The following is a 523-nucleotide window of genomic DNA, read 5'->3' on the forward strand; positions in this document are numbered from 1 at the left end:
GATATATATAATATTTTATAGTATTTGATGTAGTTGTTGAAAATCCTTTCCGCTGCCGGTTTACGTTCTCGTAGAACTTTCTCCTTATTCCGATCTTCCATAAATTCAACCATTTCAAACTGGGCTTTCTCGAATCTCCTTTTGTCTAGCCAATTTCACAACCTCCCTCCTTTTGTTTTGAAACGCTTCCTTCGTAGCTCTCGTGTTTCTTTGGACGTTTTTCTGATAAAGAAGGTTTTTCTCGGCAACAGCTTTATCATACTCCTCGTCTCTCCAACCCAAAATTCTTTGAAGCTTCTGCATCCCAAGAATCTCTGTGGCTGTTGTTTTGACCACTTCCATACACTGTTTCCAGCTGGTTTCGATATCTGGGCTCTCCGAAATCGCTTCCAGTCCTGAAGTAACTAGCTCCTCATAACGTGTTTTGGTGGTTTCTGTTCAAAGCTGCTGTATTGAACTTACGTTGAGGGTTGTTAGTAGGTGGTCTTGCTGAGATTCTGCAGCGTAAACGTGCTCTCACTAG

At 41.7% G+C, this 523-nt stretch carries 1 protein-coding gene; it reads right to left on the reverse strand.

All coding sequences use genetic code 11. The features are described from left to right. Positions 1-114 precede the first annotated feature (114 nt). The gene (locus tag OMK64_RS20400) at positions 115-342 is read right to left on the reverse strand and encodes a hypothetical protein (RefSeq protein WP_272730176.1); all 228 of its coding nucleotides are present in this window, start codon (positions 340-342) and stop codon (positions 115-117) included. Between the last annotated feature and the right edge of the window lie 181 nt (positions 343-523).

Origin of the sequence: Cellulomonas fimi (assembly GCF_028527925.1) — a bacterium.
Taxonomy (GTDB): domain Bacteria; phylum Actinomycetota; class Actinomycetes; order Actinomycetales; family Cellulomonadaceae; genus Cellulomonas; species Cellulomonas fimi_C.

Bases quoted from the DNA above. Each gene is read 5' to 3' on its own strand.
- OMK64_RS20400 (WP_272730176.1), bottom strand. From the start codon at position 342: ATGGAAGTGGTCAAAACAACAGCCACAGAGATTCTTGGGATGCAGAAG.